This window comes from Streptomyces sp. UNOC14_S4 (genome assembly GCF_020740835.1).
Lineage (GTDB): Bacteria > Actinomycetota > Actinomycetes > Streptomycetales > Streptomycetaceae > Streptomyces.
Map to the genome: position 1 here is coordinate 30139 of NZ_JAINFC010000001.1, position 21607 is coordinate 51745.

At 65.7% G+C, this 21607-nt stretch carries 16 protein-coding genes; all 16 read right to left on the reverse strand.

Translation table 11 applies throughout. From position 1 onward, the window contains the following. Positions 1-174 precede the first annotated feature (174 nt). Complete coding sequence (locus K6I34_RS00220; RefSeq protein WP_229321913.1) at positions 175-852, reverse strand: hypothetical protein; 678 nt, start codon at positions 850-852, stop codon at positions 175-177. Next, complete coding sequence (locus K6I34_RS00225) at positions 849-1748, reverse strand: hypothetical protein (protein ID WP_229321914.1); 900 nt, start codon at positions 1746-1748, stop codon at positions 849-851. The genes K6I34_RS00220 and K6I34_RS00225 overlap by 4 nt, the downstream gene beginning before the upstream one ends. Before the next feature lie 558 nt (positions 1749-2306). Beyond that, the gene (locus K6I34_RS00230; protein WP_229321915.1) at positions 2307-6716 is read right to left on the reverse strand and encodes a hypothetical protein; all 4410 of its coding nucleotides are present in this window, start codon (positions 6714-6716) and stop codon (positions 2307-2309) included. Next, positions 6713-9451, reverse strand: a complete 2739-nt coding sequence (locus K6I34_RS00235; protein ID WP_229321916.1) for a hypothetical protein — start codon at positions 9449-9451, stop codon at positions 6713-6715. The genes K6I34_RS00230 and K6I34_RS00235 overlap by 4 nt, the downstream gene beginning before the upstream one ends. A 24-nt stretch (positions 9452-9475) precedes the next feature. Then, a complete protein-coding gene (locus K6I34_RS00240) occupies positions 9476-10300 on the reverse strand; it encodes a hypothetical protein (protein ID WP_229321917.1) in 825 nt (274 codons plus the stop codon). After that, positions 10300-11808 (reverse strand): baseplate J/gp47 family protein, encoded by a 1509-nt coding sequence (locus tag K6I34_RS00245; RefSeq protein WP_229321918.1) that lies wholly within the window; start codon positions 11806-11808, stop codon positions 10300-10302. Before K6I34_RS00245 ends, K6I34_RS00240 begins: the two co-directional genes overlap by 1 nt. Positions 11809-11869: 61 nt before the next feature. After that, positions 11870-12274 carry a GPW/gp25 family protein gene (locus K6I34_RS00250; protein ID WP_229321919.1) on the reverse strand — a complete coding sequence of 135 codons (405 nt, stop codon included), beginning with the start codon at positions 12272-12274 and terminating at the stop codon, positions 11870-11872. A 14-nt stretch (positions 12275-12288) separates the two neighbouring features. Next, positions 12289-12510 carry a phage baseplate assembly protein V gene (locus K6I34_RS00255; RefSeq protein ID WP_229321920.1) on the reverse strand — a complete coding sequence of 74 codons (222 nt, stop codon included), beginning with the start codon at positions 12508-12510 and terminating at the stop codon, positions 12289-12291. Then, on the reverse strand, positions 12510-13691 hold the full coding sequence (locus K6I34_RS00260) for a hypothetical protein (protein WP_229321921.1): 1182 nt from the start codon (positions 13689-13691) through the stop codon (positions 12510-12512). Before K6I34_RS00260 ends, K6I34_RS00255 begins: the two co-directional genes overlap by 1 nt. After that, positions 13681-13959, reverse strand: a complete 279-nt coding sequence (locus K6I34_RS00265) for a tail protein X (protein ID WP_229321922.1) — start codon at positions 13957-13959, stop codon at positions 13681-13683. The genes K6I34_RS00260 and K6I34_RS00265 overlap by 11 nt, the downstream gene beginning before the upstream one ends. Positions 13960-13971: 12 nt before the next feature. Then, a complete protein-coding gene (locus tag K6I34_RS00270; protein ID WP_229321923.1) occupies positions 13972-14715 on the reverse strand; it encodes a hypothetical protein in 744 nt (247 codons plus the stop codon). 2 nt (positions 14716-14717) lie between these two features. Next, positions 14718-17723: an NlpC/P60 family protein gene (locus K6I34_RS38145; protein WP_275126936.1), complete on the reverse strand. Its 3006-nt coding sequence runs from the start codon at positions 17721-17723 to the stop codon at positions 14718-14720. A 146-nt stretch (positions 17724-17869) separates the two neighbouring features. After that, positions 17870-18721, reverse strand: coding sequence for a hypothetical protein (locus tag K6I34_RS00285; RefSeq protein ID WP_229321924.1), 852 nt, complete (start codon positions 18719-18721; stop codon positions 17870-17872). Positions 18722-18755: 34 nt separating this feature from the next. Next, positions 18756-19337 (reverse strand): phage tail protein, encoded by a 582-nt coding sequence (locus tag K6I34_RS00290; RefSeq protein WP_229321925.1) that lies wholly within the window; start codon positions 19335-19337, stop codon positions 18756-18758. 15 nt (positions 19338-19352) lie between these two features. Then, positions 19353-20951, reverse strand: coding sequence for a phage tail sheath subtilisin-like domain-containing protein (locus tag K6I34_RS38525; RefSeq protein ID WP_229321926.1), 1599 nt, complete (start codon positions 20949-20951; stop codon positions 19353-19355). Between the two features lie 11 nt (positions 20952-20962). Then, the gene (locus K6I34_RS00300) at positions 20963-21574 is read right to left on the reverse strand and encodes a hypothetical protein (RefSeq protein ID WP_229321927.1); all 612 of its coding nucleotides are present in this window, start codon (positions 21572-21574) and stop codon (positions 20963-20965) included. Between the last annotated feature and the right edge of the window lie 33 nt (positions 21575-21607).

Genomic DNA, 21607 nt, shown 5'->3' on the forward strand with positions numbered 1-21607 from the left:
CGGAGCGGCGGCGCTGGTACCAATCCGCCAGCTCGGCTTCCAGCACGGCCCGGTGCTCGGCCGCCCTGGGATCAGGCGTCTTCTTAGGGTCAGCAGCCTGCGAACGTTGCTCCTGCGGGCGAGGGCCCCCGAAACTGCCTGTGGGCAGCTCCTCCGCCAGGAGCTGCTCCCACCTCACGCTGCATCCTGCGTGGAACTTGCCTCCAGATAGCGGCGGGAGGCATCCCGGCGGCGGTCCATCTCGCGCTCCGCTGCTCCGGCGTCCGGCATCTCATGGCCGAACGCGGTATCCACCCGGTGGCGGTGCGCGGCGCGAGGTTTGCCGCTAGGTGTACGGCAGGGTCGGCCTATCGGCGCGCTGCACGTGGGGCAGTCTGTGCCAAGCGGGCCGGGGCGGCGTACGGCCGCGATCTCCGCTGCCGTGTCGTCGTCGACAGCATGGCCGACGCCGCTGAGGAGGGCTGCGACCTTCGGATGCGGCGGTCCGGTCAGGGCCACTCTTGCAGAGGGGGACGGCTGATGGCCGGAGGCGACAGCGGCCAGCTGGTGGCGGCGGCGAGTGAGGTACTGCTGGGTGCTCTCGTCGGGGTCGCCGTCGTAGACGTAGGTTTCCAGGCGCTCGCTGCGGATCGTCTTGCGAAGGGTTCGCACGTCGTGCGGCTGGATCCACAGGCGCTGTCCAGGGTCGCGCGGCGGGGTGCCGTAGTAGCGGGCGACGGAGGCCAGGGCGTCCTCGTCGAGCGGGACATCGCGCAGTGCGGCAGCCCACCCTTCGCTGGCGGCCCGGCTCGGCTGTCTGTTGTCGAATGCTGCGCAGTGGGCGAGGAGTCGTCCGGCTTCGGCGGGGGTCATCGTGTCTCCCGGTCCATCTCGGCGATCAGGGCGTAGTGGTCGGCGACGCGGCGGTCCGTGCCGGTGGGGTGCAGGCCGTTCGGCAGCTGAGGAGCGCCGGAGGGCTTGGACGTCTTGCGGAGCTCGGCATACGCGTAGGTCAGCGTGCCGCCGGTGACGGGCTTGCTGAGCTCGCCAAGTCTCTCCATGGCGCGCCACAGTTCGCGGGGGTCGTTGCCGTTGTCGAGGGCCTCGGCGATGGTCGCGTGCACGGATCTCCGGCCTTGCGCGGTGCGGCGGCCGTAGCGTTCCCACCATGCGGTCAGCATCTGGTCGGCCAATGCAGGGGCCTGTGGGGCGACCTCTGGAGCAGCGGAGGAAGGGGCTGCGGAGGGGGCTGGCGAAGGGGTACGCGAGGGGGGTGCGGTAGGGGGTGTGAGCTCCCTGCATAGCGCCTGGACGTGCTGGATGACCTGCTGCCGGATGGACGGACCGCTGCTGGTGGAGACGTCGGTGAGGTCGCTCAGGGGGAGGCATTCGATATCAGCGCGGAGCCGTGCGCGCAGGGATGGTGACGTGATCTGGCGGGCGGCGCGCACCATCGCTCCCATGATCCGCGGCTGCTTCCAGATCCTCGTGGTGCGGGCGTAGCCGCAGATGAGCAGCTCGTCTGTGGTGTGGTCCACGGCAACGAGGTCGGCCTGGGCGAGGGCCTGGAGGGTTTCGCGGAGGCTGGCGGGAGTCAGTCCGCTGGCCGTCTGTGCCCAGCGGCTGAGGGTTAGCGGCAGGACACCTGTGTGGGTGACGTCAGGCTGGCAGATGAGGAACAGGTAGAGCCGCTGTGCTTTTTCATCGAGCTTCAGGAAGTTGGGGTTGTCCCATATTTCGGCGTCGATTCTGCCGTGTCCACGTGGCATCCCGGGGCCTTTCATCTGGTGCAGAGAAGCTGCTGCCTGGCATCGGAGATTAGGCAGCTGGTAGGCCGTGGCTCAACTGGGGATCAACTCATTCCTGCGAGTTGGTATGCGCTGCGACTTCTCTCTCCAGCGCGGGTGAGAGCTCGCCCTCCGGCAAGGCAGGTGGGTGACACGTCATGTGGTACCAAATTGTGCAGGTCTCATGGCTGAAGCGGCAGAGGGGGGCGAATTCCCTGCGCACGATTCCACCAGCCTGCGGGTGGACGGTGCTGTGAGTGCTGGAAGGGAAGCATGACCTGTCAGCGTTGCCGCCGACAGGTTGAGCGGTGGCTGAGGCGGCGGGAACGGTTAGAGAAACAACCGGAGTTCGGCGCGTCATTCCCTGGCTCTTTATGAACTGGCCCACACCAACAATGGATTGGCAGTTGATACGCACTCTACGCGAGAGGCCCGCTCACATATTCAGCGTTGCTCTCGTTACCCTCTTCTCAGAGGTCCCCCCTGCCTCTGAGGTCAGACCCCCAGGGCGTGCCCCTCTCCCCCGCCCTGGGGGTCTTGCTATGCGCCCTTGGCGGGCTGCTCGGCGCCGGGCCATCCCTTGTAGCGGCTGGTCCCGCCGGGTCCGCCGATCCACTCCCAGTCCTCGGTGTCACCGGACGCCCACGGGTGCACGGTCGAGCCTGGGGTGATCATGAGGTTGTCGAGGTAGTACAGCTCCCCCTTCTTCGTCGGCTCTGCGAAGTCGCCGATGCGGTACATCACGTACATCTCTGTTGCCCCGGCAGGCGCCGTGTCCGTGTAGGAGATCCGGCTCCACTTGAGCTTCGGGAGGAGTTGTGGAGTCATATCGGTGTGGGGCAGTTCCTTGCCGTCCTTGTCCCACCAGATCATGACGATGGAGCACTTGCGGTCGGCGGTGTAGGGCAGCACGAAGGCGCTCGCCGTCCACGGCTGGCCAGGCTGGACCGGGATGCGCTTGGGATTGTGGGTGACGGCGACGGCGGCGTTGTCCCGGGCCGTGTACTGAAGGTAGTGCTCGCCGCTGGTGGTGTTGATGTCCAGCTCGGTGATGCGTGAGTCCCTGTTGAGCGTCCACACGCCGCCGATCAGTCCGTTGCTGTCGCGCTTGAGGTACTCGAATCCGGGATCGGGTGCCCAGTTCACCAGGCCGAGCGGCCACTTCGCCGGGCTGGTGGTGACTGTCAGAGCGCTCCTGGGCGACTCCTTGTCGCGGGCCGGATCGTAGTAGGCGACTTCGATGGTGTACGTGGTGCTTGGTTGGAGTCCGGCAAGGCGGAGGCTGCGGGTGGCAGCATCCCCTTCCCACTGCTTCTGGCCGGACAGCCAGACCCGGGCGGTCAGAGCCCGGTCGGCGGGCGGCTGGCCCCACGTGATCGAGACGTCCTTCTCGCTGGTGCGCAGCGCGGTGAGACCGAAGGGTGCGGGCGGTGCCCCGTCGTCGGCGTAGGTGCTTGTGCTGGTGGCCCCGGGGTCGGAGTTCCAGCGCCAGCCGGGGGTGTCGCCGTCGGCGTACTCCACGGTCGATGGGGTCTTGGTGAGCATGACCGCGTCCACGTGGCAGCTCTCGCCGTCGACCTGGTTTTCGAAGACGGCCATCATGGACACTCGGGTGGCCGTCACCGGAGTCTTGCCGGAGACCGTGAGTCGCTGCCACTCCCCCGGGGCCAGCGGAAGGCTCTGCCCCTGCTGAAGGAGGACGTCTGCACCCGTGGCGTTCTGCCAGCGCAGGGTGATGCGCGCCGTGGAGGAGGCGGTGCTGCGCACCCATCCGGAGGCGGTCCAGCTCTCGCCCTCGGCGGTGGCCGCGGGTGCGGCACTGTGATGGAGGGCGACGGTCGCGCCTGTCCTGCCGTGCAGTGCCAGGCTCCTGGTGCCGATGGGGGCGGTGGTGCTCAGCTCGATTGTGCTGCCTGGGGTGTCGGTGGACCACGGTCCGAGGCTGTTGCCGGTGAGGGTGCCGTACTCGAAGCCCGGGTTGGGCGCGTAGTTGGTCAGGCCCTTGGTCCAGGTGTCCGGCTGGGTGGTGAGGGTGAGGGTCAGCGGGCCTGATTCCTGCCCGTCGTCGTATCGCTGGGTGACGGTGTAGGTGTAGCCAGTGCGCGGTCGCAGACCGGTGAGCCGCTTGAATCCGACGGTCTTGGGCACTTCGGCGATGACCTGCGTGCCTTGACGGATGATGATGTCGCGCTTGGCATTGCTCGGATTGGCAGGATCCCACTTGATGGTCGCGGAATAGGCGCCGATATCGGTGATCTGAAGTCTGCTCGGCGTGACGCGCTCTCCGGGCAGGCCGATGTACCGGGCCGTACGGTCGGCATCAGTGCCGATCCATTCCCAGCCCGCGGTGCCGCCGTCCGCGTATTCGACAGCGGAAGGGGTGGAGGTGAAGGAGGCGCCGTCGACCCAGTACGCCTCCCCCGGTGCATGCTTGGGGAAGTGCACGTGCCCGAAAGCGCTGTCTGCCCCGTCGGGTACGGTGCCGCTGACGGTCAGGTAGGTCCAGGTATTGGCGGGCAGGCTGGCGGCGGCGTCCGTGATGGAGACATCTGTAGTGCCGCCCTCAGCCCACCAGCGAATCCAGATCCCCGCCGGGCGCGCGGTGGAGGTACGTACCCATGCACTGAAAGTCCACTGCTGGCCGGGGACGACGGGGCGGCGGTGGGGCCACATGGTGATGCCGTAGCTCTGGCCGTCACCGCGGGAGTCGAGCCGGAGGCTGGCCGATCCCAGGAGCGCGGTCTGGGTGTCCAGGAAGAGGCCGGTTGGGCTGGTCTCGCGGTTCACGGTCCACCTGCCGACCTGGCCGCTGCTGGGCTGCCCCGATGCTTCGAATGACGGATCCGCCGCCAGGTTGAGGAGCCCCTCCGGCCAGGCGGTGCGCCTGGTGTGCACAGTCACCGTGGCTGGGGCGGACTCCGCTCCGGTGGCATCGTCGCGGCGCAGCACGGTGATGTGGTGCAGGTTTTCGGGTTCCAGTCCTGACAGGTAGACGCCGCCCAGGGCAGGTGGGCGCACGGTGTCAGCGCGTCCGGGGACGCGCACGACGATGCTGCGGCCGGTGTCGGTGTGGGACGTCCAGGCCACGACGGCCGACCGGGACGCGACCTGTGTGGCGCGCACGCCGGGGACGGCGGGGGTGGAGGCGCCGGGCTTTCCGGGCAGCGGGGGCAGCGCCTCGCTCTGGTCAGCTGTGGGTGCGGTGGCGTAGCGGAGGTCGTAGGGGGTGCCGTGCTGGATGTGGGCGTCGAGGTTCTCGGCGAGGCGGCGCTGCAAGGAGCGGCGTTCGCGGTAGAGGTGGCTGCGGGTGTGCTCGCCGGAGTCACCTGCGGCGGGGCCGGTGTCTTCCCAGAGGTAGTCGGGGTGGTGGGCTGCGCCGTCGAAGTAGGGCTGGAGGATTCCGGCTTCTTCGAGCAGGACGTCGTCGAGCTGGAAGCTGCTGACAGTACTGCCGGTGAAGTCTTCGACCGGTGGTCCGAACCAGGCGGTCACCCAGCGGGAGCTGCCGGGAGGCGGGGTGAAGGTGATCCATACGCGTACCCATTCGCCGTCGGTGTGCTCGGGGTGCTGCGCGCGGACATCGGTGGTGGAGATGCCCCGGTGGACGGTGGCGACGGTGCCCTTGCCGGGGATCTCCTGGGTGACGCGCACGAAGGCGTGGACGGGAAGGGTGTTGCCGGGGGTCTCGCGGATGTAGGCAGAGAGGGTGTGCTGGCGGCCGACGTGGATGAGCTCCAGGGCGGTGCTGCTGGGCTGCGGGCTGACGCTGCTGCCGATGCCGATGCGGGTTCCGTCAGGGTGGACGGCCTCGGGGCTGGATGGGGTGGCGCGGAAGTCGCCTGCGCCGGGTCGGGTGCGTCCTACGGCCTGGGTGATGACGGTTGGGCCGTCGCCCTCCGGGGTGTAGGTGCGCCAGGTCGCGGGAGTGTTGCTGGTCAATGAGGGATTGCGGGCGAGGTTGATGCGGTTGGCGAGCAGGTTGATGTACATGTGGCGGGCGGGCCGGTAGCCGTTCTTACCGGGACGCGGGGCGGTGAGCGACTGGTACCGCACGCCGAAGGCGGCTGTGTAGATGTTCTCTCCGACCTGCAAGGTCGCAGAGGGGCGTACGGACGGGACGACGCTCGCGTAGACAGCCGCGGGCGGCGGGGTGACGTCGAGGGTGGCATTGGCCCACCCGTAGCCGCCCGGTGTCGTGAATTTTTTACTGCCGTCGGTGCTGGAGAGTGCGTTGCCCAGGGCGTCGTAGAAGGTGCCCACAAGGGTGAATGTCTCGGCGAAGCTCGTGGCGACGGAGGCGGACAGGGTCAGCGGGGGCGCGTTGTCCGGCAGTTTGGCCAGGGCGGCGAAGGTAGGTGTGGGGCCGATGGCGGGTCCGGCGGGGTTGGTGACGGTACAGCGCAGTGACCGGTTGCCGACCAGGACGAGGTCGGCGGAGAGGGTGACGTCGCAGCAGGTGCCGGTGTAGCAGACGGCTCGCAGGTGGTAGGCCGCATCGGCATGCAGCAGGTTGCTGCCTGTGTGCCGCTCGACCATGACGGCGCTCAGCTGAGGGGTTGCCCCCTTGGGCAGGTTGGGCAGGCGTACGGCCAGTGCAGCGTAAGCAGCCCCCCGGTAGGAGCTGTTGGTGACGCCGGTGTTGCGGCCCTGGGGGACGGTCGCGGTCAGGAAGGTCCGGCGCCAGCCATCGGTGGCATCGACGATTCCGTGGCCCAGGGTCATGGCGGAGACAGGGTCCACCCAGGGGATGCGACGGCCTGCCCTGGTGTTTCCGAACGCAGCGAACCCGAAATCAGTAAACCCGCCGAATGCGGATGCTCCGAAGAGCTGTGCGCTGCCCTTGAATCCTGCGGTGACCTCGGCGGACATGGCCGGTATTTTGACGCCGAGTGTGGGGCTGGAGCCGAACGCGGTCGCGCTGGCTGCGTCGGTGATGCCAAGATCGGTCACTGCGTCTGCCCCTTGATTTCCGCGAATCCCACGTGGTGGCCTGTCATTTCGGGGTTCTTTACGGTGAGCAGGTCGGCCATCTGGTAGCCGTCACCGCTGGACTTTTTGATCACCATTTGATCTTTTTCGTAGCATACGGTGATGCGTTCGCCGTCTTTGAATTCCGGGTAGCCGCCGAGTTTGACAGCGGCGTATTTTCCTGCGGTGAGCGTGTACCGGTAGAGACCGTCCCGGGCTGCCAGGGTGAACACGGCCATGTCCGCCTTAGCGGACAACACGACACCGTGCCGAGCCAGGGGGTCGGAGGGACGGCTCATGAAAGTGCCGCTGACGTTGAGAGGCAGTGTGCCTGGCGCGGCTCCGGCCAGGGCCTGCGGCTCGAAGATCGCGTAGGTCAGGTAGGTGCCGTCCGCAGCCTTCACCGGAGCGGCATGCGTGATGCCGTCGGTGACGGACCACGTTCCCCCGCCGGTGATCCACGTCGTGGGGGCGGACCCGGTGGCCGCACCCTGGAGCGTGTCGCGGTCGGCGTCGAAACGGTCCATCACCGCGCTGCTGGTAGTGCGGCTGCTCCAGGTCATGTACGCGGCGTCCTGGTCGTACCACCACAGGTCCACGGCAATGTCGGCCAGCGCCTTGCCGTCAGCGTAGCGTGTCCACGCGCTGGCAGTGACCGTCTCAATGTTGGCTCCAGCGTAGGACCACGACCGGCTGTCGCGGGGGCCTCCGCTGGGGCGCTCCCCTGTGCTCGGCAGGACGGCTTCGTAGTGGTAGCGGCCATAGATGACCAGGTCGCCGGGCATGTAGTGGGTACTGGGACTCCAGTCGTACAGGCGCGGCAGCGGGACGCCGTAGCTGGCCACGAGGGAGGAGTCCGGGTTGCTGCGGTCCGCGGTCATCAGCGAGGGCCGCCAGTGGGCCTGGCTGCGCCCCGGCTCCTGCCCCTCGCCGACGGTGGCGATGGCTTCCCACGTCGTGCCCTGCCAGGCGACCAAGTTGCCGATCACGTAGTCGGTCCGGGGATCCCAGGGCCGGATCTGGGCGCTGGCGACGGAGGAGAGGGTGTAGGACTGCTGGTCATCGGGCGCGGTGAACGTCAGGCTCGTGCCTGCGTAGCTGGCACCGGGCACGGGCGTCATGCCGGTCTGAGTGCCCAGCCCGCCGACCGGCAGCCGCGCCATGGTGTCGTCCCGGAAACCCCACCATGTGGACGGGTCCAGGGTGACAGGGTTGCGTTCCAGCGCCCAGTCCCGGGGTGGGTCCTCCTGGCTCCAGAAGAGGCCGGAGTCGACGTGTCCCTGGGGCGGTACGTCGGCGGCGCGCAGGGTTCCCGTGGGGACGATGGTCCAGCTGTTCACGCCCATCTGGTATCCGCCGGAGGCGTCGTTCTTCCCAGTGGAGACGAAGCGCAGATGATGTGTCCCGGCGGTAAGGGTCGCGCGTCCGAGGCTGACTCCGGCGGGCATGACGTAGGCGCTGTATCCGGCGAAGCCGGTGTGGATTTTAGTGCCGTCGAGCTCGGTGTCCCAGATGGAGTAGTCGCTGGCAGTGGTGTAGACGGCGGAAAGGTCGTATTCGCCCGCGGTGGTGACCTCGAATGCGAGGGTGAAGGAGTCGCCGAGCTTGAAGTTCTCGGCGAAGGCGCGCTCACCCTGGTAGACCTGCCTGCGGACCGTTCCTTGCGAGGAGGAGGCGGCGGGGGGCAAGAGCTGGGCTGCCTGATAGGTCTTGCTGGAGCCCTTGGCCTTGTAGATATTGTTGCCGTACCGGACGTACTCGCCTTCGGCATAGCGGATACCCGGCTTCCACTCCTGGTGAGTGGGGTGCCAGATCCCGGACTGGTCCTGGTCGACCATGAGGTTGAGGGTGGCCTCGATCCGGCAGTTCCATCCGGTCATGTCCCGGATCACCTGGCGCAGTCCGGGCATGGAGCCCTTGGCGCGATTTGCCTTGGTGGAGTTGCGCACCCGGTTGCGCCGCAGGGCCGGGCGCTCGGAGAGGGCGGGCTCAACGCCCAGGGTCGCAGCGGCGCGTTCGGTTTGGGTGAGATCGGTATGGCGTTGGTCGTGGATGCGGATGCGATTGTCCAACTCTGTTTTGATGACGTCGAGTTGGAGCCCGAGGATCTGGAAGAAGGCGTACAGCTGGCGGTTGGTGATGCCGTCTTCGTAGCCGGTGATCTCCTCCAGGGCCGTGCGATAGGAGCGTGGCGTCAGCCGGTACAAACGCTCGGCGTAGCGGTGGTTACCTACGGCGATGGCGGCGGTGTTGCCTGCCCGTACCCACGTTCCGGTACCGGTCGTCGCGGACCAGGCGGTGCTCTGGCCGGGAGTGGCCGTGGTGTTCGTCTGGCAGACATAATTCTGCCCCTGGTAGGTGACGCCGTCGCCGGGCTGGTAGGCGGTACTCGGGGTCCAGTCCGGGTAGGGCGCGGCGACGAAGATCGAGTAGTAGTAGGGGCGCCCCTGGGTCAGGTTGGTGTCGAGGTAGCTCGCGACGAGGCCCTCGTGCCCGGTCTCCAGGAGCAGCTCGCCGTCGCTCACATCGCCGGGCAGTCCCAAGGGGTTGCGCACCAGGCGCAGCATCGTCCAGGCGTCCTCCTTCGAGGGGGACCACTGAAGGTGCACCATGCCGGGCCCGGTGGGGACAGCGGTGACGGGCTCAACGCTGTAGTCGATGCGGATATCGATGCCGTATTTCGACATCGAGTAGAAGTCGAGTCCGTAGACCGCCATTGCAGCCCTCCCCTCTAGATGTGGTCAGATGCCGAGTGGGTCAACGTCCCACGGCGGGCGGGTGTGCATCTGCTCGGGGAGCGCACGGAGGTAGGAAAGACCGATCCAGGTGTAGACCGTCTGCGCGCCAATCGGATCATTCACGGGCGCATTGGCGATGGATTTGTTTCCCATATGCCGGATCTCGACGGAGAGTTTTTCTCCCTGGTACCAGGGGCCGTTATAGGTCGGGTTGTTGCGGTGGTAGCCGTTGGTGCCCAGCGGGGCCGAGTCACCGTCGGTGGCCACGTCCTTGGAAACGGGGTCGATGTGGATGCGCGTGAACATGGCGTGGTCAGTGGACTGGGTTCTCGGCTGGCGCCGGGGCACCCACATCATGGTGCGCACGGAGATGGTCCACCAGCCTGTCTGCGGGCAGGTGAGGTAGTAGGTGGGCTTTTTGGCGATACCGAGGGGGTCGATGACCGGCGAGTCGTAGAGCAGCGGCCACCAGTCCTCCACCGGTGAGTTCGGGCTGGTCTGGTTGACGGTCTGGGGAATGTTCGTGCCGGAGGAGCGGATGGAGGCGACGGGCAGATTCCATCCGGTCTTCGCAGCATCCAGTAGCCCGTCCTGGTAATACTTCAGCCTCTCGATGTCACGCTGGATATTGTCCAGACGGGAGTCGACGCTGGTGTAGCGGGTGGTTTTGCCCGTGGAGTCCAGGTATTCGTTGGGCATGACACCGAGAGTGGCACTGATGCCCTGGACTTCGTCCTGGATTTCGTTGACGTCCTCCGCCATGACGTAATCGCGCTGATTGGCGTGCTGGGGCCAGCGCCGGATGGCCTTGGGGTAGTGAGAGGGCATCACAGACCTCCGTCGGTTGCGATGTAGAGATTTCCGGGGACGGGTATCTCCCAGTCTCGGCAGACGATGTCCTGTGCTCCGTTCTGGACGGCCCCGTCGCGGGTGAGGAAAGGGATCTTGGCGTACTCCACGCCCGGGATGCCGTCGAGCAGTCTGTAGACCCGGGAGACGGGAATGGTCATGCCGAAATCGGTGCCGGTGTCGGAGAGCAGCCCCTGGAGTGCCTGGGTCGCGGCGAGCATGACGTCTTCACGGTGGTGATTGGGGTACAGGCCCAGGAGAATCGGGGAATCCTTGGTGCCCAGGTGCACGCGCACCAGAACGCCTGGTGAGACGGTGACGCTGACCCCGGCCACCGCCCTCTTCTGGAGGTACCGCTCGGTCTTGTCGAGCAGCTCCGCCGACGGGATCGAGTTGTGCGCGCCGACGACCCGTACTTGGACGGAGGTCGTCTGGCGGGCGAGCGCACGGGCCTTGGCAATGCCAGGGACCGCAAGCGCGAGGTCTGCGTAGTCACGCAGGCTGACGGCGCGGTCCTGCGTGCGGTGGGCGCGAGGAGCGCTGGCACGGATCGACTCCAGGCCCTCGGCGTCCCGCCCGCCGGTCATGGCGGAGGAGGAGATGATGTAGACGCCGGTCAGGGCGTCGGCGAGGTCGACGAGTGATCCCGCGGTGACATTGCCCTGGCTGCCGCCTCCGGTCCGGTAGGCCGCGTACATCGGCTGACCCATCGCCGGGATGGACCCGGTGATGCCGTCGCCCAGGACGAGCGTGGTCACGCCTTCCAGGGAGGTGTCGACCTCGAAGACCGTGTCGGAGGGGCCGTACTCCATGAGGGAGTCCACGCGCCGCCATTCGACGGTGTCCGCTCCCCCGTCCGCCCACAGCCGGATGCTGTCGAGGATGGCGGGGGACTGCGCCAGCGTGATCCGCTGATCGCGCTGTCCGCTGGAGGTCCCCAGCGCCTCGACCGGCACCTCGTGCTCCTGTGCGGTACGCCGCTGGATGAGCAGCGGCGTAGTCCCTGCCGTCGCACCTTCGATGACTCTGACGGTGGCGCTGCCTCCCTTGGCGGTCAGGGTGACGTCCTCGGTGGTCTCGTACACCAGCGGGCCGTCGAGCTCGGGCAGATACGCGGTGGTGGTCTTGGTGCCTGCGGGCACAAAGACGTCGGTGGCCTGGGTCTCCTCGGTCGCCAGGACGACGGTGCCGGTGGCGGGGGCGGCGACATCGGGCGTGTAGCCGAGCATGCGCGCGAGTTCCATGATGGACTCGCGGCGGGTGGCGGTGGAAAGGAATGCCTCGCGGGCGGCGGCTTCCTGGTAGTAGCTGAGGATGTCGCCCATGTAGGCCATGAGCTCGACGAGGACGACGCCGAAATCCGCCGTGTTCCTGCCGGTCCACTCGGGAAAGACCTGGGCAGCGTGGGCGAGCATGGCGTCCCGGAAGCCGTCGAAGTCCTTCGCCGTGTAGTCGATGGCGGGCTTGACCGGCTTGCCTTGTGCCATGGACCCTCCATGATCGGGAAATGAGTTCCCTTAGAGCGTGGAGCCGGTGACGTAAAAATTATTAATAGATGTCTACCCGGCCGCCGGGCCTGACCACGATATTGTCCTCCATGCCGTCCGTTGCCTCGGGGTCGGTATTGGACCGGCCGATATCCACATAGACGTCAGCCACCCCTTGCGCTTCGTCTTTCACCAGCGGCTCGATGCCCTTGATGATGGCGTTCGGCTCCCAGCGGCTGAGGGAGTCCTGCACGGTGTGACGGATCGCCTGACGGGTCGTCGAATCGTTGATCTCGAAGAGAAAGGGCCCGAGGTCGGTCCCGAAGTCCGGCCGCATCACGCGCTCGCTCAGGCCCGTGGCCACCACGGCACGGACCCGTTGGGACATCTGCTGGTCACGGCTCTCGACCGCGGCGACCTTCCCCGTCTTGTCCAGTGCAAAAGGCACTGACAGCTGCTGGGACACGTGGACCTCCGTGCTCATGGGCGGGACAGGTAGACCGGGCAGTGAGGATCGCCCCCGGCGAAGAAGACCCACACTTCCTCACCGACCGCCGGGAGGCGTGACCCGGGGAAGGCCGGGGAAGCCCACGGCTGGGGGCTGTCTCCTGCGAGCTGCGGGATCTTCACCCGGATTCGGTGACGCTGTGCCGGGTCCTTGCTGTGCGAGACCACTCCGAGGAAGATGCCCAGCTGGCTCATCAGGCAGCTCCGGTGTGCTCGGCACGCCAGCGCCCCTGCGTCAGCACCGTGCGGACCGGCGCGGGCAGGACCCGCGAGCGGGGTACTGCGTCCAGGCCGTCCGGGCGGTTGCGGCCCACCATCATGCTCAGGCTGTAGACCGACTTGCGTGCGTCGTTCAGATGCAGTTCGAGATGGTGGTGGGCGGAGAGCACCATCCACTGGCCGGTGTTGCGCGGCCCCATGCCTGCGCCCTGCATCCAGACCTCCGTACCCGGGCGTACCCGGGCGTCTCCCCGGACACGTGCGACGGCCTGCACCCACAGCTGCGCATTCGCAGGCTGGCTGACAGCCCGCCGCGTCGCCATCGTCTGGGAGGCGCTGGGCAGCTGCGTGGCGAAGGTCGTGCTGCGCGCTCTGGAGGTGGCCTTGTCGACGACCCGGGACAGGTGGCGGGTCGCGGGGTTGTAGCTGAAGCTCTCCGAGCGGGTACGCCGACCACTGGCCGGGTCCAGCTCGCCAGTGGTGACACGGAATTCGTCCACGGTGTCGCGGATACCGGGGAGTTTCGTCAGGAAGAACGCGGGGACCTCCCGGCCCTCGCGCAGCGACACCAGGGGATCAGTGAGGCAGACGTTCGTGTTGTCCACGACCAGGCGCAGCCCGCACTCCGCAGCAAGTTTCCTGAGGAACACCCAGTCGCTCTGGGCATTTTGTGCCCGTGCGCCCAGGCGCCCCACGTCTCGCTGGACCATCGGCGCGAGCATGTGGTCACGGCAGATGGTGCGGGCAATGTAGGACGGCGATGCTGCAATCCACGTCCGGTTGGTCTGCGTCTGGAGCGGACTGGTAGCCCCCACCAAGGTGTAGGTGACGGACACTTCCGTGTTCTGGGTGAAGCGCGTGTCATCGCTAGCGGTGGCAATCGAGTAGGACTGCACGTAGCCGAAGAAGTTGCTGCGCTGGTGCGGGCCGGAGCCGTACACCAGGTGTACCGGGGCATCCTCCGGTATCAGGCGCCCAGTCTCCAGCAGCCAGCCCTGGATATTGGCGCGCAGGGGTGCAGAGAACGCTACTGTCACCTCGGCGACCGGATGGACAGTTTCGCCTAGGCGGACGGTCACCTCCGTGACGAATTGCCGCAATGAGGTGACCTGGGGGTAGACGATCTCGGCATGCGGAGCGTGTACGTTAAGAGACATTCGGAATCCTGATCACTGTTCCGGAGTCGGGCTCGGTCCAGTCCAGTACGTGCGGATTGACGTCGGCGATGCGCCACCACTGGGTGGGATCGCCATACCAGCGGTCGGCCAGCAGGTCGACGCGGTCACCTTCTTTCCACCGATAGCGCCGGGCGCGGGCGCGCACTGTCTTCTGACTACTGGGTGAAATCACCTTACGAACGGTGCCGTCGGGACTGGTAGCCAGCTCGGTGCCGTTGTGTGCATACCGGGATCGGCTCGATATCACGGGTGCCCTCCTTTACTTGGGCAAGCCGGTGACCGTCAGGCTTACCGCGCAGCGTGTGGGTATCATCTCCTGGACCCAGTGGGAGTAGTTGATCGAGATATTGCTGATGAAGCCGTAGAAGTACAAATTCTGGTGGCCGCCGAAATATACGTCCACGGGGACCATCTGCATGGGGCCCGTGATGGTCTGGGGCATCTCCCCGGAATCAGATGACGGCTTGTCATCCTTGTCGCTTCCGCCGATCCAGGGACCTACGGGGAAGTCGTCGTCGCCACCGCCGCCGATGTTCGGCTTCACTTTCTGGTTGATACCGCACAGGTTGTAGAGCATGTTGACGTCGTACATCACGCCGAACTTGGCGGGGGGCTTGTCCCGGGGGCCGATGACGTCGAAGGTCCGGTCGAAGAGCAGTGAAAAGCTGCACGAGTTGTTGACCGGCAGCAGCGCGGTTCCAGTCATGTCCTCTGACCTCTGCCACTGGGCCAGCTGCATATTCTGCCCGTCGAGCCCATGAGTGATAGCGACGGTGGACGGGTTGTACAGGAAGCGGAGAGTCTTCATATCCGCCACAGGAACACCGCTCGACTTGGCTGTCTGAATGAATCCCCGGCGGCTGAACAGCTCGTTGTGGTAGTCATCAGCCCCCTCTCCGATGCTGCCGCCTCCGGCCCACACGCCTGCTGTCGCTGTCTGACGCCGGTCCCAGGGCTCATTGGACTTCTGATCGGCACTCAGTTCCTTCGTATTCTCAAACATTCCTAGATTCCCGCCCCGATCTTCTTGATGCGATCATCAGCGGCAATATGGTCGACGATCTGCTGCACCATCTGGTAAGCGGCCGGTCCGGAAGAGCCGCCTGCGACAGTGACGCGAATGGCCCCGTCGGCGAAGTGCAGCGTGACTCCTCCGCCGCGGGTGGACGTCCCCGAAGCACTGGCGCGAGCGGCTTCGGCAGCCGGAGATTTAATCGGGATCGAGTCCTGGAGCAATGCCTGGCGAATTGTTTTTGCCTGCTGGGCAGGGATGATCATCTCGCCCTTGTGTACCTGAGCGATCTCGTCATTAGGGAGTTCCCAGGCACCCACGGCGTATCCCCGCGGCTCTGCCATACGCTCGGCCCAGCCGCTGCCGTATCTTCCCCGGGCATAGTGCACAGCGGAATAGATGTTGGCTGCCGCGTTGGTGGAGACGCCATAGGAGAAGGGCCCTGTGTGCAGGTACGGACCGGCGTTCTCCTTGAATGTAGGTCCGATGACCTGCATGAGTCCGACGGAGGGAGTTCCGTCGACCCAGTTCGAATCCCACTTGTTGACGATGGTCGGGTTGCCGCCTGACTCCTTGTCCATAGCCTTCAGGACAAGACTGGTCTTGTTCATAGGTTCACCCAGCTGCTTCAGGACAGCCTGGACGACACCCTTCCAGCGCTGGACTCCAGATCCGCCGGAGCCGTCCATCGAGGCAGCTGAGGTATCTCCTGACTCGCCGTTCTCATCACGGGACTTCTCCTTCGGCGAACTTCCGCTTCCCGCCGGAGAACCCGCGGACGTTGCGAGGGCTGCCTTGAGGACGTCGACTTCGTTGGCACTGCCGTAGACGTCTCCGACAGCGCTGATGGAGGATGCTCCGGTCTTCGCGCTGTTGTCGTTACCCGCTCCGGCTTCCGAGGACTTGCTGCCGTCACCACCGTCGTACGTATCCCCGCCACCGGCAACGAGCCGCCGGACAGCTATGTACTTTCCGAAATGCGATTCCGGGTCGATGCGGATCTTCTGCCCGCTGCGCGGCGCGTGGAGGATCTTCCCATTGCCCAGGTACATGACCACGTGCCCCGAGTTCGGGAACATCAGATCGCCGGGGCGCCGGTCCTTGTAGTCGATTCCCTTGCCCTGGGTCATCTGCTCATAGGTGGTGCGCCCGAGCCGGATTCCCGCCTTGGCGTAGGCGTATTGCATAAAGCTTGAGCAGTCGAAGCCCACGGTGGTTGAGCCTCGTCCGATGCCTGTGCTCGGGCCGTCCGGCCCACCGCCGCCCCAGGAGTAGTCCACCCCGATCTGGGTCAGCGCCGCGCGTATAGCCGCGTTCGCGCTGCCCTGGGTGAGGTTGGACCGCGTTCTGTTAGTGGACTTCTGCTCGCTGCCACCGGAGCCGCCTCCGCCGTCGGCACCGCCGAAGATGAGGCCGCCAAGACCGCCGATCAGACCACCGGCAGCTGCGCCGACAGCGGTACCGATGCCCGGTACGAAGGAGGCGATGCCCGCTCCGGCCAGTGCGCCCTTGGCCGCTCCGCCCAGGGTGCTGCTCAGCCGTCCGCCGGTGCCGCTGTCGACACCCTGGTATCCGCCGATGAGCTGTTTGAGCCCGGGGAGCTCCAGGACCGAGTTGAGTGCCTCTTTGAATTTGATGACGACGTCTGTTGTGGCGGACAGCGCGGGAGCGAAGGCATCCATCATCTGGCTGTCGTGACGGCGCTCTTCGCCTTCTTTTCTCTTGCGCTGGTTGATCAGGTTGTCGGTGTCAAGGCCGCCCTCGTCGAGCTTGTCGCGCGCCTTCTTCGCTTTGTCCCCCGTGCCACCGGCATCCTGGAGGAGCTTGTCGAACTCCTCAGCGCTTCCACCCGTCTTCTCCTGCCACTTGGCCTGCGACTGGATCTGGGTCAGCCGGTTCTCCACCCAGTCCTGCGACTGCCCCTGGGCGCGGGCCATGGCCTCCAGCGTCGTGCGCAGTGCGCCGCCTTGCTCGCTGTCGGCCTGGACGTTCTTGAGGGAGTAACCGCCGCCTCGGTAGATACGGTTGAGGAGATTCTCGTTCAGCTGGGACTGCGACATCCGCTCGCCGCCTTCGCCGATGGTCGGCCCGATCCCCAGGACCTGGTACATCATGCTGGCCTGCGGCGTGTACATCGCCGTCATCATCTGGGCGGAATCCGCCATACCCATGCTCGGGTCGAGGACGGCATAGCCCGACGCCTGCTTGTGCAGGATGCGCCGCTCGGCATCCGAGCGGCCCGCTCCCAGTCGGCGGTCGACCTCGAAGAGGCCGGTATTCAGGTCTTCGGTGCTCGTCGCGGTACTGCTGTGCATGGCGTCATTGCGCAGCCGGTTCTTCTCGCTCCAGCGTCCCTTGTCCGGGTCTCCCCACTGTGTGTAGGCGTATGTGGCGTACCGGTCCATCTCGTACGCCTGCGAGGTCATGTGATCGACCCGGCGCTGGAATTTTCCGGCGCCCCACGTCATCGCCCGATTCGTGGCCTGCCCGAGCCCAAAGCTGAACCGTTCAGGGTCACCGCGCCTCGGGCCACCATCGTCTCCCCCACCGGCTCCGCCTCCTGCCAGGGGCAGTGGACGCCATGGAACGGGAAAGCGGTCCAGCCGCGTCAGGTCGACCCGGGGCGGCTCCTGCGGACGCGTCGTGGTGTAGAGCCGGGGCAAGTACTGCGGCCGGAGCACAGGGAGCCGGTCGCCGTCCGCCTGCTGCACCGCCACCGCCGATCCCGGCGGAATGAAGCCGGAGCCACCAGCCTGCGTGGGGGCCTGCGCCAGTCCTGCCCGCGACGCTGTGTTCGCCCGGGGAAATCTCCCGGCGCTGCGCCCGGTGCCCTGGATCGTTCCTGTCAGGCTGTCGATCGCCTTGTTCATGCGATCCAGGGACTGGCCCAGCTTCTTGATCTGCTTCTCTGTGTCCTCTACTCCCTTGACGAAGGCGCTGGTACCCAGGAGGCGGCCTGCGATATTCGGTTCGGTTGCTGGCTGGTCATTGGACGGCATTACTGGCGACCTCCTTCCGTTCCTTCTGCCACAGGGCCAAATCGCGCCAGTAATGGCGCTCGCGCACGGTCAGCCGCTTGACCTCCGAGGGAGTCCAGCCGTAGGCGTGGACCAGCGAGGAGTAGTCGATGAGTGCGGCTTCGACGTCAGAGGTTGAGAAAGGTGTCCGTCAGCGTGAGCGGCAGCGGAACCTCTTTTCCGCAGCTGTCGTGTTCGACGGAGACGTGTGCAAGCTCCGGGCCCGGCGCGTGGTCGGCGAGGTAGAGCAGGGCCTTGCGGCGGTCGGCGATACCCATCTGCTGGGCAACCTGGGAGCTGCCCGGAGTGGCTGTGCCGTCCGGCGCTTCGATGTGGTCCAGGCAGCGCTCCAGCAGCAGCGTGTTCCTGCGGGCGTCGCTGGTGTCCTGGTCGGCGAGGATGTACGCCTGATCGGCTCCGGTAGGAAAGCGCAGGAAGGCGGTGCCCTTGCGCAGCGCCACGCTGTGCGGCTCCACCGGGAGCCCTCGCTGTGGGACGGTGGAGAGGTCGACGGTGACATCGATGCGCTGGCCGCAGCCGGGGCACTCCACGCCGGTCATCTCCAGCGCCTTGTCGAAGGTCGCAATGCGGATCGCCAGGAGGAGTGCGTCTCGGTCGCCGACGTAGAGGCTCTTGAGGAGGTCCGGAGTCGGTTTGGTGTCACCGATACAGACGACGCCGCGCTGGAGAACGACGTCGAAGAACCGCAGGGAGTTGGTGGCGACCTTGGCGAGGGCTTCCTCGTCTTCTCCGGTCAGCTCACGGATCTCGGCCTCGCGCACGGTCTTTCCGTCGATCTCGATGCCGACGGGAAGGGTGACCAGACAATCGTTGGGCACGGGGACGTCCGGTGCCGGGCCGGTGGACTCGGCGAGCACCTGCTGCATGGCGGCGTTGGCCTGCGCCGCGTTCTCGGCGGGGTTGATGGCCTGCGGAGTGTTGCCGTCGTCAAAGTGCCAGTCGTAGGTGGTCTCGGACATCTACAGCTCCTGTGTGGGGGTCATCAAGTGGGGTTTAGAGGGAAACTCCGGTGGGCCCGGACTTCGGAGCCACCTTGAAGTCGAACCCCTCGTGCGCAAAGGTCATCTGGTGGACCGAGTACATGTTCTGGCCTGCGTCCAGGTCGCCGAACGAAATGGCCGTGGGCCACGCGTTGTAGACGCGCCAGATTGCCTTCACTGCTGCGGTGGATGTCGTGACCGGATGGTCGATGAGCATGATGTCGATCGTCGCTCTGAAATCGGTCTTGGTGTCATAGGTCTGCCCCACGCCCTGCATAACGCTGAACATCTGGTACATCCAGTCGAGCAGCTGCTGATCACCCGGGCAGAGGCCCTTGGAGAGGGTGATCGGAGAGAAGTCGGACTGCCCCGGGAGCTTTTGAGTAGTCACATTGTTGCCACCGGTCCGGTAGGCAATCACGTCGGTGGTCATACTCAGTCCGCTTACCGCCATGAACCCCAGCTTGGGGTAGGCGTTCTGAAGAGACTGGGGCCCGCTGATCTGTACATGAAACTTAAACGAGCGTAGAGGGTCAGTCGAAATGGAGGCCAGTGACGACTTCTGCTCGACGGTGGTCCTGGTCTTGCCTGCCATGACGCGCTCCTTCCCTTAGAGGGAATCCGTTGAGGTCGATCCGCCCTCGAACTGTCCGATATGGACTCCGATGAACTCAGCCGGTCGCGCCAGGGCAAGGCCGATATCGATATGCACCTCGCCGTTGGCCACCGTGACCGCGGTGTTGTTGGTGGAGTCACAGACCACACGGAATGCCTGGTCGGGCGTCGCCCCCTTGAGCATCTGGGTCTGCGTCATCTCGGTGAGCCGCTGCGTAACGATGGCGGAGAGGGATGCCCATAGGTCGGGAGTGTTGGGCTGGAAAATGGCGAACTGTGTCGACTCCACCAGGATCTTGCGCACGTGGATGAGGAATCGGCGCACGGCGATGTACCGGTCCGGGTAGCCCGCTCGCACAGTGCGCCCGCCCATGACGCAGAAGCCGGTGTTCGGCACCTGACGAATGATGTTGATACCGGCCTGGTTGAGGGCGTCGAGCTGCGTATCGATGAAGCGGTACTGCGCAGCGTAGACAGCTTTCAGGGATGCTTCCGGTCCGGCTGGGGTCCGGTGGGGGCCGTACTGGATGTCGAAGTCTGCGAACTTGCCCATTACCGCGCCACCTGGCGGGAGAAGCCGCGTCGCACCCACAGCGGCAACTGCGGGGTCGGCTGTACTGATCCACGGGCCGTACACAGCGACGTAGGAGGACGAGCGCAGCGGTGCCGGGCTGGTCCCCTTGTTGCTCAGCGGAGACAGTGCCAGGTACTTGTCGACGGCCTGTTCGGTGTTGGTGTTGCCGTCGAGCTTGGGGGCATCGACGACCAAGAAGCCGTATCCGTAGGATTCGATCCAGTCGATGATGGGGTTGAGGACGCTTGCGTCGCTGACCCCGGGAAGGTTGATGTTCAGGGCCTGTCCGGTCTCCTCCAGGAGCTTGGCCGCGGCCACGAGGTCCGGCGTGGCCGCGCCGTCATCACCACCGGCCAGCGAAGCTCCCTGAACGGGCACGGGGGTGTAATCCGCCTTCCATACCGGCTGGTTGAGGTATTCGGCTGTGAGGAATTTCGAGCCGGTGGTCGGGGAGTTGATGACGGCGACGACGTTGCGTGAATCAGCGGGGTCGGTGGTGATGTCGTTGAAGCGTTCGACGACATTGCTTGCCGAGTCTCCGCCGACCTTGATCCAGAGGTTGAAGCGGCCCAGGCCCGTATTGGAGTCGGTGATGCTGACCGAGATGCTGTTGCCGTAGCTGCCCGCGGCCTTGGCTGTGAGCCGGAGTGTGTCTGCCGGGAGGGCTGCCGCCTTCGTCTTGTCGCCATCAGTGTTCGCCGGTGTGGCGGGGGTCTGCCGGTCCTTGAGTGTGAGCTGGGACGTCTTGGCGTCCTTGGCGACGCCGCGCACCACGTAGGCAGCACGGCCTCCGTTGCTGAAGTACTGGTGCACGGCAAAAGGCAGGAGGTAGTTGCTGTTTCCGAATCCGCCGAAAATGGTCACGAAATCGGCCCAGTTACGGACCAGGGTGGGTGTGCTCGGTCCGTAGGTGTGCTCGCCGACGAAACAGGACACGAAGTCGCCTGCTGGGGCATCGTTGACCAGGATGGGGGTGAGTGTCTCGTCGACGAAGATTCCGGGGCGCCGGTAGTTGGCCACGTGTGTCTCCTTTAGGTCGGCCAGGGGTGCTGGGTGTCATTGATCTTCTGGATGACTTCCTTGACACGGGTCGGATTCTCGACCTCGCCGAGCACTTCACTGGTGACCTGCACGAGGTAGACGGCTTGGAAGAGGCGCTTTCGGTATTCGTCCCACCCGACGGGGAACTCCGGGCCGCCGATGAGGTCGAGGCTTCTGACGGTGCCGTCCTCGGGGACTTCCAGGAAGCCGAATCTGGCCGGTAGGTATGCGAGATCCGACAGCAGGGCTGCAAGGTCCGCGATGTGCTTCTGCTTACGTGCCAGCGCCGTGACCTGATAATCAATCAGGTAAGGGATTGGGTCACGCGTGAAGTACGGGGACTTCGACGGGTCAGTCATATCAGCCCAAGGCTCGTAGCCTTCCGGCGCGTACTTGAGCTGAACACTTCCGCGCCACTCCCGGCTGGGGTCTCGGGATACACGTGTGCGCTCAATGATGATCAGCGGGAAGTCCTGATCAGCCAGCTCATTCTCAGGCAGCGAGAAACGCACACCCACAGGCAGCTCCACGTCCCCGTCTTTGACAGACAGGCCATGGATCTTCCGCCTGACGGCGGCATCCTCATTCCTCAGCCACGGCATGAATCGACCTCTGCTCAATGATCATTGACAGAT

What these genes read in the sequence shown, in the direction of transcription:
- K6I34_RS00245 (WP_229321918.1), bottom strand. Translation starts at nt 11,808, where the DNA reads ATGGCACAAGGCAAGCCGGTCAAGCCCGCCATCGACTACACGGCGAAG.
- K6I34_RS00240 (WP_229321917.1), bottom strand. Translation starts at nt 10,300, where the DNA reads ATGCCCTCTCACTACCCCAAGGCCATCCGGCGCTGGCCCCAGCACGCC.
- K6I34_RS00290 (WP_229321925.1), bottom strand. Translation starts at nt 19,337, where the DNA reads ATGGCAGGCAAGACCAGGACCACCGTCGAGCAGAAGTCGTCACTGGCC.
- K6I34_RS00260 (WP_229321921.1), bottom strand. Translation starts at nt 13,691, where the DNA reads ATGTCTCTTAACGTACACGCTCCGCATGCCGAGATCGTCTACCCCCAG.
- K6I34_RS00300 (WP_229321927.1), bottom strand. Translation starts at nt 21,574, where the DNA reads ATGCCGTGGCTGAGGAATGAGGATGCCGCCGTCAGGCGGAAGATCCAT.
- K6I34_RS00270 (WP_229321923.1), bottom strand. Translation starts at nt 14,715, where the DNA reads ATGTTTGAGAATACGAAGGAACTGAGTGCCGATCAGAAGTCCAATGAG.
- K6I34_RS00285 (WP_229321924.1), bottom strand. Translation starts at nt 18,721, where the DNA reads ATGTCCGAGACCACCTACGACTGGCACTTTGACGACGGCAACACTCCG.
- K6I34_RS00225 (WP_229321914.1), bottom strand. Translation starts at nt 1,748, where the DNA reads ATGCCACGTGGACACGGCAGAATCGACGCCGAAATATGGGACAACCCC.
- K6I34_RS38145 (WP_275126936.1), bottom strand. Translation starts at nt 17,723, where the DNA reads ATGCCGTCCAATGACCAGCCAGCAACCGAACCGAATATCGCAGGCCGC.
- K6I34_RS00235 (WP_229321916.1), bottom strand. Translation starts at nt 9,451, where the DNA reads ATGGCGGTCTACGGACTCGACTTCTACTCGATGTCGAAATACGGCATC.
- K6I34_RS00220 (WP_229321913.1), bottom strand. Translation starts at nt 852, where the DNA reads ATGACCCCCGCCGAAGCCGGACGACTCCTCGCCCACTGCGCAGCATTC.
- K6I34_RS00255 (WP_229321920.1), bottom strand. Translation starts at nt 12,510, where the DNA reads ATGAGCCAGCTGGGCATCTTCCTCGGAGTGGTCTCGCACAGCAAGGAC.